We start from the raw sequence: 11,301 nt of genomic DNA, 5'->3' as shown, positions 1-11,301 counted from the left end.
GAAAAATAATAACCCCATAATCTGAAATAATAAAATGCCCTAAACGGCATAACTGCTCAACCAACATCCATATTGCCTATGAATATCACCTCAAAAATGCTCTTAGAGAATACGCAAAATCACATATCAAGTAGGGTGTTAATCTAACACAATACCCTGTGGATAACATCCTGTTTTTTGTGGATAAGGCTGTGGATAGTTTTGTGGATAAGTTAACAACACGAGTTATCCATATTCCACCCACAGGTTGTCCACAGGGTTACCCATAGTCTAGTATTTTGATAATAAAGGGTAATTTTGACTTAACCACAGATAATAGGCCTCCCAATAACAACAATACTTATATATATTAATAGTTAATTATTATAGAGTTCAAAGATTTCTGTGGATAACTTTCAAAAGTTTAAATTAACAAAGAAGGACTTCTAGGGAATTAAACTGGATTCACTAGCCACAGATTGATGATGCAAGAGTAATCAGAAAAACGGCTTTAGAGACGATGTACTCTACTCATCTAAACATCGATTAAATTAGTTCATTGACCAAGATACTATGCGGTGGTATAATCCTCCGTTATTACGAATTTAGTCCATTATTTTGATAGGTGAGTTATGAAACGTACATTCCAACCAAGCGTGATCAAGCGTAAACGTACTCACGGTTTCCGTGCTCGTATGGCAACTAAAAAAGGCCGTCAGGTCTTAGCTCGTCGCCGCGCTAAAGGACGTCATCGTCTTACTGTATAATTAGTAGATGACGATGAGCATGGCTAATAGTGCTTGTTGTGTTTCTATTATTTATAGATTGCGATAGTCAATCATCACAACTGACACGTAGCCATATATTAAAAGCGCCCACATCGGCGCTTTTTTTGTCTCTATATTTTATGATTCTTCTGATATTGTCACCCGCTCTGATACTAGGTTGTACTATGTCCAATACTGCTCCAGCTACCTTGACCGCCCGCTTCACTAAACAGCAACGCCTGCTGACGCCTGCAGCTTTCCGTGAGGTGTTTGATGCCCCAGAGCGCAAGCTGCACCAGAGCCATTTGATGGCTTTTATACGTACCAATGCTCACGAGCAGCCGCGAGTCGGTATGGCTATTACCAAGCGTAAAGTACCTACTGCGGTGGCGCGAAATTTAATCAAGCGTCAAATACGTGAGCAGTTCCGCGTAAAATATGCAAAACTAGAAAACAAGGATATTGTTTTCATTGTTAAAAAATCTATTAAAGATTTAGATAATAAAGAATTAATAAATGAGATAAATAATATCTTTAAAAAAATAGAAAAAAAATAAAATGAATTTCATTATTTTAAAAATAAATAAATATTTATTTTCTTTGATTTATTATTTTATTTATTTTTATCAAAAGATAATAAGTCCAATTATCCCTGCCCGTTGTCGCTATTATCCAACTTGTTCTAATTATGGTAAACAAGCGGTAGCGTGGCATGGTGTCTGGTCAGGCAGTTGGCTTTTGTTAAAACGTATTAGCCGCTGTCATCCGTTAGGCGGCCACGGCATCGATTTTGTACCGCTGCCCTTATCCTCTTATTTCTATCAATATTTATCCCCTATCGAGCTAGCGATTGTTAAAGCTCAAGGTTTATATGTTGGTAAAGACACTACAAGCTATGTTTCTCGCCTAAACCATATGATGAGACAGCCGTAAAACGTGTTAGTAACTGGATAACTTGTGGATATCTATTGAGTTACCCACAAGTTATCCACACTGTTGGTATCATTTAGGGTGGATTTTTAGTAAAATGATGCACATTTTATGTAAATGACTGCTAGTACGTTGTCACAGCGCTAATAGATAACGGCGATCCGTGGTCATGACACATGCCCTAATTTTTCATTCCCTAATTTTTTAATCTAGGAAAGGTTTATGCAAAAGATATTTCGGGTGATGATCATCATTGCGATGCTAATCACCGCTTATCTGCTGATTTTGGCATGGCGAGATGATTATGCCGATGCACCAGCTGTAGACACGGCACCAGAAGCTGCAACGTCAGTGGGTGCTGATATTCCCTCTACGACTGGCGCAGCAGGTGATATTCCGGTACAGACGGTGGATAACGTGACAGCCGATAACGGCATTGTGACGGCTACCCCTGCGAAAGATGCTGGGCTGATCACAGTCACCACTGATCGCTATGATATAAAAATCAATCCAGAAGGCGGTGATATCGTTTATGCTGCGCTTAAGCAGTATAACGCGACGCTCGATAGCGAGACGCCTTTTGTACTGTTAGAAAATAATAGTAATCGCGTCTATGTGGCTCAGTCTGGCCTGATTGGTCAAGATGGTATTGACACCGCAGAAGGTCGTGCCAATTACAGTCATACTGCTAATAATTACGTCATGGAAAAAGGGCAGCAAACGTTATCTGTACCGCTTACTTATAAAAAAGACGGCGTGACGATTACTAAGACCTTTACCTTTACGCAAGACAAATATCCGATTGATATCAGTTATCAAATTCAAAATGCCTCTGCCGCTGCTTGGCAAGGGCAGATGTTTGCTCAGTTAAAACGTGATGATAGTAAAGATCCTGGCATGTCTGACAAAGGCGCGCTAAGCATGGCGACGTATTTGGGCGGCGCTTGGGGCACCCCTGATGATCCTTACAATAAGCTGAAATTTGGTAACTTTAGTGATGGTGAGTTGACTACGACCAGTGATAAAGGTTGGGTTGGCATCGTGCAGCATTATTTTGTCTCTGCATGGACGCCTGAAAACTTCACGGGTAAGTTCTTCAGTCGTGAAACGGCTGATGAGTACTTTATCGGCTTTAACAGTCAGCCAGTCAATGTTGCACCAAACAAGCAAGTGACGTTAAATGCAACGCTATATGCTGGGCCAAAGGTACAGTCTGAGCTCAAAGATGTGGCAGTTGGTTTGAACAAAACTGTCGATTATGGCTTGCTATGGCCAATATCAAAAATCTTGTTTGCTATCTTGGAAGGCATTCATAAAGTCATTGGTAACTGGGGTTGGTCAATTATTCTACTGACTGTCTTGGTTAAAATTGCGCTGATGTGGTTCTCAAACAAGAGCTACTACTCAATGGCGAAGATGCGTGCCATTGCACCAAGACTCAAAGTGCTCAAAGAAGAGCACGGCGATGATCGTATGAAAATGTCGCAAGAGATGATGGCGATTTATAAAGAAGAGAAAGTCAATCCGATGGCGGGTTGTTTGCCTATCTTAATGCAAATGCCGATTTTCTTAGCGTTATATTGGGTACTGGTTGAAAGTGTTGAGTTGCGTCATGCACCGTGGATCTTATGGATTCAGGATTTATCAGCGATGGATCCATGGTTTATATTACCATTGCTCATGGGTGCGTCGATGTTTATACAGCAGCAGCTAAACCCGCAGCCCGCTGATCCGATGCAAGCCAAGGTAATGAAGTTTTTACCGATTATTTTTACCGCTTTCATGCTGTTCTTCCCAGCAGGTCTGGTTCTATACTGGACGGTGAACAACTTGTTTAGTATGACTCAGCAATATATTGTGAATAAAAAAGTCGACGAAGAGCAAAAGCGTCGTACCGTCAAGGTGCTTGATTAAGCAAAAAGCAGTCTGCTTTATAATGAATAAAACCATCGCACAAGCGGTGGTTTTTTTATACGTCAAACCTAATGTTTGCTTATGTTGATACGTGTTAAAAAGCGCAAAATACCGCTATTTAAAGTTTGTTTTGTCAGCCTGCGCCGAGCCGTCTATAATGGAGTTTTTAGTTAATGAGAATAAGTGTGGATTCTGTCAAAGCGGCGTTAGACCCAACTGATTCATCTGGATTGGCTACCATTGCCGCCATTGCTACACCGCTTGGGCGCGGGGGTGTTGGGGTTATTCGTCTGTCAGGCGCACGTGCTTATGCTATCGCTTGTCAGCTCACGGGTAAGTCGGCGTTTACCCCGCGTATGGCCAGCTTCTGCCGGTTTTATCAGGCTGATGGCACGACCATTGACGAAGGCTTGGTATTGTATTTTAAGGGCCCACATTCCTTTACTGGTGAAGATGTGATTGAGCTGCAAGGGCATGGCGGCATGATTTTGCAAAATCAGTTACTCGCGCGCGTGTTTGAATTGGGTGCCAAACAAGCCAGTGCTGGCGAGTTTTCTTACCGCGCTTTTGATAACGATAAGCTGGATTTGGTACAGGCAGAGGCTATCGCTGATGCGATTGATGCGACCAGTGCTGCCGCTGCCAGTAGTGCTATACGCTCGCTAAGTGGTGAGTTTTCACAAAAAATCAATGAATTGCTTGAGCAGCTTATTCATCTGCGTTTACATGTTGAAGCCGCCATTGATTTCCCCGATGAAGAAGATGTTGATTTTTTATCCGATGGCGTTATACAGGCCAATCTTGAGAACACGCAACAAAAAATCCAGCAAGTCTTGGCGACCGCAAAACAAGGTCAGCTATTACGTGATGGTATTCATGTGGTATTGGCAGGTAGGCCGAATGCAGGCAAATCAAGCTTACTAAACCGTCTAGCAGGACAAGAGCGCGCTATCGTCACTGACGTCGCAGGCACCACACGCGATACGCTACAAGAGACCGTAGTACTCAACGGTCTAACGCTGCACCTAACCGATACGGCTGGCCTACGTGAGACGCAAGACACCGTGGAGCGTATTGGCATTGAGCGCGCCCGTACCGCTATTACGCAGGCTGATATGTTGATGATGGTCTATGACGTGACCCGCGACCTTGAGGAAGAGAGTACGCCACTACAGCTGGCTGAGCAGTTATTTGGCAAGCTACCAGAGGCTAAGCGATTATTGATTATTGCCAATAAAAGCGACTTATTAAATGATAATAGCGATAAAAAAACACTTTCTGCTTCACAGATCGAAATAAAGAATCGTGGTTATGAACAAGTCAATGTTTCATGTGAAACAGGCGTTGGTATCGATACATTGGTCGAAGCATTGTGTGCTAAGGTGGGTTTTCATCCGCCCGAAAACAGTCTTATTGCCCGTACAAGGCACTTGGATGCACTCAGGCGCACGGCAAATTATTTGACAGAAGCGCACGAGCAGTTAACCGTCTTTCAAGCCGGTGAATTGGTGGCTGAAAGCTTACGTCAAGCTCAGCATAGTTTGGGTGAGATTACTGGTGAGTTCAGCGCTGATGATTTACTGGGTAAAATTTTTGGCAGTTTCTGTATTGGTAAATAGCTTTGTTAAATCTTTTTCTATTGGAAAATAATGGTTAAAAAGTTTCATACATTCATCCTAATTAGCGCTTCAATATGGCTTTAATGTTGCCGCTTTTAATATTAAGACAAGGAAAATAGTATGCATTGCCCGTATTGTAATGCGTCAGAGACCAAAGTGATTGATTCACGGCTTGCAGCAGAAGGGGCGCAAGTGCGTCGCCGCCGTTCCTGTAATAGTTGCCAAGAGCGCTTTACCACGTTTGAGATGGTAGAGGTGGTGATGCCAAGAATTATCAAATCAAGCGGTAAGATTGAGCCTTACGATAACGAAAAGCTGCGCCGCTCTATACTCTTGCCGCTACAAAAGCGTCCCATTACCATTGATGAGCAAGAGGCAATGATTAGTCGTATCGAAAAGCGTGTACGGCAAATGGGTGAGCGCGAAATTAGCAGCAAAGTCTTAGGTGAGATTATTATGAGCGAGCTTAAGACGCTCGATGACGTCGCTTATGTACGCTTTGCCAGTGTGTACCGCGATTTTCAAGATATCGATGCCTTTCACCAAGAAATTGCTAACATTCGTCCCAGCGAAAAAACGGACGACAACGTTAAATAGTTTTAACCCTCTGTTTTGTTATTTATTAAGTGTACCCTCTTTATGACGCTTTCAAACCATAAAATCTCAAATCATAAATTTTCAAACCATGAACAAGATCCCCAAGACCGCTATTTTATGATGCTTGCTATCGAGCAGGGTAAGCATGGTCTCTATACTACTAGGCCCAATCCAGCGGTAGGCTGTGTCATTGTTCAGGCAGAAGATATCGTTGGTCAAGGTTTTCACCCGAAAGCAGGGGAGCCTCATGCCGAGGTATTTGCGCTGAAAGAAGCAGGTACGCGAGCAGTAGGCGCAACCGCTTATGTGACACTGGAGCCGTGTAGTCATACAGGTCGTACGCCGCCTTGTGCGCTTGCGCTGATTGCTGCGGGTGTTAAGCGGGTAGTGATTGCAGGTTTAGATCCCAATCCACAAGTCGCTGGTCGTGGTGTGCGTTTACTAGAAGAGGCGGGCATCAACGTCACTATTGGTGTATTAACGCAGCAAGCAGAAGCCTTAAATCGCGGATTTTTGAAGGCGATGCGTACCCAGATGCCTTATGTACGGCTTAAAATAGCCACCAGTCTTGACGGTCGTACGGCGATGGCGACAGGGGAGTCGAAGTGGATTACAGGTGCCGCTGCTCGCGAGGATGTGCAAAAGCTACGTGCCCGCAGTGGCGCCATTATTACAGGTAGCGAAACCGTCATCGTTGATAATCCTCAATTAAATGTACGCTCAAACCAGTTAGGTATAGCGCTTGAGCAAGTTCCTGCTCCCAAGGTTGTCGTACTCGATAGGCGTCAGCGCTTAGCGCACAGCGTAGAGTCTGATTATCAGTTATGCCGTCGAGCGGATACGATTTATTGGCATGAGGATAACTTAACTGCGTTATTAAACAATTTAGTCAGCGAGCATCAGTGTTATGAAGTATTGGTTGAAGCTGGTGCCAGCGTGGCAGGCAGTTTTTTGAGCCAGCAGTTGGTCGACGAGCTGGTTGTTTATCAAGCGCCTTGTTTATTAGGCGCACAGGCGCGCCCGATGGTGAACTTTAATCCGCTATCGTTGGCGCAGCAGCTGCGTTTTGATATCGACAGTTATGAACAAGTTGGTGCTGATCTTAAACTGACCTTATTGCCTTTATGAAATGAACACTTATAAACAGCTTGCCCACAGTCTGTACTAAATATGTGCTAAGTGTGGATAAGTTAGTAAATTCAAGTGATGTTTCACATGAAACTGTGTATAACTTTGTTTCACATGAAACCAAAAAGACCTTAATTTATATAGAATATATATTAAATCTTTTAAAATCAATTACTTATTATTAGTCTTTAAGTATTTACAGGTTTATTCTTAGACTTTGCTCTACTGTGGATAACTTGGTCAAAACTTAGGTTTTTAACGGTGTATGGGTTGATTTTTCATTACTTATCCACAACTTATCCCATAGTGTGCTTAAAATAAACGCATGTTTCACCAAAAGATAGAGGCAGACAAACGCCTTCTTAATACATACTAATACGTTGTCTATCGCGGCAATATAATAATGAGATGAGGTTGATATGTTTACCGGAATTATAGAAAGTGTCGGAAAGGTCAAATCCATGCAGCCTACAGGTGGTGACATACGCTTGACGATAGAGTCTGATGATTTAGACTTCAGTGATGTGAAACTGGGCGACTCTATTGCTTCTAATGGTATTTGTTTGACGGTTGTGGATTTTGGCAGCAATCATTACTCGGTTGATGTCTCACGTGAAACAATTGCGCATACAGCGTTAGAAGAGCTAAAACCAGGTCATATCATCAATTTAGAGAAGGCGATGTTGCCAACCACCCGTTTTGGTGGTCATATTGTCGCCGGTCACGTCGATGGTGTCGGCGTCGTGTGTAAATTGCAAAAAGACGCGCGCTCTATCTATATTGAGATTGAAATACCGCAAGCGTTGGCGCATTATACAGCGACCAAAGGTTCGATTACGCTTGACGGTATTAGTCTCACGACGAATTTGGTACGCGACAATATCGTCTCTTTAAATATCATTCCGCATACCGCACAAGTTACCAATATTGCTCAGCATTGGTTGGTAGGCGATAAGGTTAATGTTGAAGTGGATATTGTCGCGCGCTATTTAGAGCGGTTGCTAACCAAGCCACAAACTGCAAGTGCGACAGCGCAAAATGCACCAAGTAACATCACTGAGACATTTTTAGCAGATAACGGCTTTATGAGATAGTAAGTGACATTTATCAATACATACTTTCTTTCTGGTTTAAATTGCAAGCCAATTTAAATCGCGAGTGTCAAAGATACCTATTAGGGCATGTCTTCATTTTGATAACGATGAAATGAGGGCACGCCCTAATCTTTAATAAGACTCTGTAATACCGATTGCAGCTTATTTTTATCGATAGGCTTGGTCAAAAATTCATCCATGCCTACCTCAAAGCAAGCATCGCGATCCTCTGCAGTATTATTCGCTGTCAACGCCACAATAGGAATATCATCCCCTTGCGCACGAATCGCTTGGGTCGCTTGTAAGCCATCCATCACCGGCATCCGGCAGTCCATCAAAATAAGAGCAATCTCTTCATGCTGCGCTTGCAGTTGACTCAACGCCTGCTGCCCATCTTCTGCGACCACGGTACGATAGCCAAGCTTGGTTAATATCTTACACGCTATTTTTTGATTGGTCGGACTGTCTTCTACCACCAAAATAAGCGGTGGCGCGGTCTCGTTGGTAGTTTTGTGGTCAGAAATATCTATGGTAGCGCCATCTACCTCGGTGACCAGCGCCCGACTCTCATTATCAAGATTATCATTATCAAGATTATCATTATCAAGATTATCATTATCAAGATTATCATTATTAAGATTATCGGTATCAAATTTGTCAGTATCAGTGCTTTGTGCGGTTACCAACGTCTGCCTGACTGGTAGTGTCAAACGCAGCAGCTCAGATAATAATAAAGCATTGTCTAGTGGCTTAGCCAAAAAACCATCGCATTGATCTAATAGCATAGAAGGAATGCGGCGCTCAGGCTTCATGCTCAATAGTGTCGTTGGTAGCGAGATATTAGCCAATAAGCGGCTCAAGCTCTTGCGTCTACTATCATTGATGTTTTTATCGTCCCCTGCTGCTGGCTTAGGGAATACGATTGCGTTGCTCTCATAATATTCATAATCTAACAGCAGAACGGGTGCCAGTGTTTGCCCATCTTTTGCGAGCTGTTTTGTTAACTGCTTAATAGTTGCACTATTGATAGTGGTATAAATAGAAGCTGGTATAGATAAGTAGTCACATAAACGTTGCAAATGCTCAGCACCAAGCGTTTGATTGACTACTGCAATCAGATGGACTTTGGTCAATTGCTCATTAAGGTGATAGACCGGCTGATAACTTGGACGACGACAAGGCAAATACAAATTGATGGTGCTACAGTCATTATCCGAGCTATTTGACTCAAGGAAGCCGCCCAATAATTGCGCAAAAGTATTGGCTTTGGTGTGTGCAAGATTTGCCTGCACAAGCGGTTGCTGTATTTGGTCATTAGCTGCAACATCAGTTTGCTTAACGTAAGTAAGCGGCGGTGTTTGTTTGCGCGAAGTGTTATCTACAGCTGTATGTTGCAGGCTAAACCTTACCCAGTTATGCGGGTTTTTTGCTGTCATGTCGTCATTGGTAACCAGTACACTGTCATTGACGCTTAGTGGTAAAGCTGCGTCAGCAAAGGCTTCGATCGTTAGGGAAACAGAGCCTGCAAGAGTAGAGGTGATGGCGTTATCCAGTAAGCTCAGTAAGACTTGGCAAAGGCGTTTGCGATCAGTGTCAATATGGCGCGGACAGTCAGGATCAAAAAAATAAAGCAGCTCAAGCCCTTGGCGCCGTGCATCCTCTATGACTAAGTCATTGATGTGTTGTCCCAGTTTATAGATATCAACAGATTCAATCTTAAGGTGCGTTTTTTTGACGTCAATCTCTTCCATGCCCAGCATGTCATTAAGACTCGTCAACATCGCGTCGCTCGACCTCGTTAACGTCTGTAATACAGTATGCTGCTGGATAGAAAAAGTATCAGTATTGACGGCTTCAAGGGTGTCGATTATCGTCTCTAGTGGTTGATGCAGCTCGTGATATATCGCGGGTTTAAGCTCACTAAGTTCATCAATCTTGCCTTGTAGCTGTTGATTTTTTTGCTGCAACTGAGTGTTCTGATTGACAAGCTCATTGACATTATTTAGTAGCACGGTAAAGCCATGTACTTGTCCATGTTCGCCAAACCATGGGGTAATATGCAATTGATAGGCTTGCTGGTTCTCTATACCGCGAACGTTTAGAGTGCGGGTAACGCGCAAGCTAGAGAGTTTTTGGAGCAGGAGCTGAACCGATTCATCGTCAGCTGAGACAAAATCTGTTAATTGGTAGGTGGTATCACTTTGGAATGATGTATCAAATACTCGCTCAAAACGTTGATTAAAAAAGCTAATCTGCCCGTGACGCATAATCATGACCATCGGCAACGGCGCTTGCTCAACCAAACGCTCAAGACGATGTTGCAAGGTTTGTATACGTCGATGGTTACTATGAAGTTGGTAACTGATACGACTGAGCGCGTGACCTAGACGCAAAAACTCAGACGTCGATTTTTTGTCAACAAACGGCGGTGGCAAATAAGCATCCTTTGCTTTGGCACTTAAATTATCGGTATAAACTATCAGTTGTTGCCAGTTAGTCTGGCGATTTAATGTATAAAGTAACGCCATAATAAAGAACATGATCGCCGTCATTAGCGGTAGCCAGTAGCGATAGGAGATCCAGTCTATTTCAAGGGGTTTATGGCGCAATATGATATAGAGCTTATGACCACTCTCAAGTTCAATCGTTCCTGTTAAGTTGCGAGGGTTGAGCGTATAGGCGCCGTAGTTGTTGCTATCAGAGGGCAATGAGGTAATGACATTAGGAAAGGTGACGGTGGGAAATGCACGCTCATTAGGACGGACATAACGATGGATATGAGTCTGCCCTGATGGCATCATAAAAATGATCTGATAACTAATGCCTGCAAAAGACGGCTCGCTCAGTATTTCTTGGATTTCAGAGTTTAGGGGCTGCGCGTGTTCAGTAACGGCATGCTGCAATGTTTCAAAGGTATCTATACTCCGCTGCTTATTGTCTGTCTTAATATCGTCAAACAACGCAAAGTAGTACAGTGACAACATGGTCAATAGTGTCAACGTATAAAAGAGCAGTAAGCGCTGTAAAGACTGAAACTGTTGCATAAAAGCATGACCCTAAGTCGACAATAAGTCGGCATGATGGCAGATCGTAAAATAATGATAAATCTGACAGGTTTGCGTGCTCTGGCTTATTTATGAATAAGTAGCTGAGCTTTTTACTATTATAAAGATAAATAGTGTCATTAGTAACGCTGGATTGTCACTATTACAATCATGGCACAACGTCGTAAACTCACCTATAATGGACGAATTAATCATACATAATGCACCA

General features: G+C 43.0%; 9 protein-coding genes. 8 read left to right on the top strand and 1 reads right to left on the bottom strand.

All coding sequences use genetic code 11. The features are described 5' to 3' along the window. Positions 1-611 precede the first annotated feature (611 nt). The 8 genes from rpmH to ACSUPM_RS13905 all read left to right on the top strand — a co-directional run bounded on the left by rpmH (position 612) and on the right by ACSUPM_RS13905 (position 8,028). Positions 612-746 (top strand): 50S ribosomal protein L34, encoded by a 135-nt coding sequence (gene rpmH / locus ACSUPM_RS13940; RefSeq protein WP_007394757.1) that lies wholly within the window; start codon positions 612-614, stop codon positions 744-746. Between the two features lie 185 nt (positions 747-931). Beyond that, on the top strand, positions 932-1,303 hold the full coding sequence (rnpA, locus tag ACSUPM_RS13935) for a ribonuclease P protein component (RefSeq protein ID WP_025651992.1): 372 nt from the start codon (positions 932-934) through the stop codon (positions 1,301-1,303). A 1-nt stretch (position 1,304) separates the two neighbouring features. After that, entirely contained in the window at positions 1,305-1,679 is a 375-nt protein-coding gene (gene yidD / locus ACSUPM_RS13930; protein WP_025651991.1) for a membrane protein insertion efficiency factor YidD, read from the top strand. Positions 1,680-1,898: 219 nt separating this feature from the next. Continuing rightward, the gene (yidC, locus tag ACSUPM_RS13925; protein ID WP_173239054.1) at positions 1,899-3,590 is read left to right on the top strand and encodes a membrane protein insertase YidC; all 1,692 of its coding nucleotides are present in this window, start codon (positions 1,899-1,901) and stop codon (positions 3,588-3,590) included. 173 nt (positions 3,591-3,763) lie between these two features. Beyond that, the gene (gene mnmE / locus ACSUPM_RS13920; protein WP_436880036.1) at positions 3,764-5,209 is read left to right on the top strand and encodes a tRNA uridine-5-carboxymethylaminomethyl(34) synthesis GTPase MnmE; all 1,446 of its coding nucleotides are present in this window, start codon (positions 3,764-3,766) and stop codon (positions 5,207-5,209) included. Between the two features lie 120 nt (positions 5,210-5,329). Further along, positions 5,330-5,806 carry a transcriptional regulator NrdR gene (nrdR, locus tag ACSUPM_RS13915; RefSeq protein WP_025651988.1) on the top strand — a complete coding sequence of 159 codons (477 nt, stop codon included), beginning with the start codon at positions 5,330-5,332 and terminating at the stop codon, positions 5,804-5,806. A gap of 42 nt (positions 5,807-5,848) precedes the next feature. Beyond that, positions 5,849-6,934: a bifunctional diaminohydroxyphosphoribosylaminopyrimidine deaminase/5-amino-6-(5-phosphoribosylamino)uracil reductase RibD gene (ribD, locus tag ACSUPM_RS13910; protein ID WP_436880035.1), complete on the top strand. Its 1,086-nt coding sequence runs from the start codon at positions 5,849-5,851 to the stop codon at positions 6,932-6,934. A gap of 419 nt (positions 6,935-7,353) precedes the next feature. After that, on the top strand, positions 7,354-8,028 hold the full coding sequence (locus ACSUPM_RS13905; RefSeq protein WP_025651986.1) for a riboflavin synthase: 675 nt from the start codon (positions 7,354-7,356) through the stop codon (positions 8,026-8,028). Positions 8,029-8,153: 125 nt separating this feature from the next. Here the strand turns inward: ACSUPM_RS13905 and ACSUPM_RS13900 are convergent, their stop codons facing one another. Beyond that, a complete protein-coding gene (locus ACSUPM_RS13900; protein WP_201567487.1) occupies positions 8,154-11,072 on the bottom strand; it encodes a response regulator in 2,919 nt (972 codons plus the stop codon). Positions 11,073-11,301 lie beyond the last annotated feature (229 nt).

Source organism: Psychrobacter okhotskensis (assembly GCF_965638355.1).
Taxonomy (GTDB): Bacteria; Pseudomonadota; Gammaproteobacteria; order Pseudomonadales; family Moraxellaceae; genus Psychrobacter; species Psychrobacter okhotskensis.
This window is presented reverse-complemented; position numbering and strand designations above follow the sequence as displayed.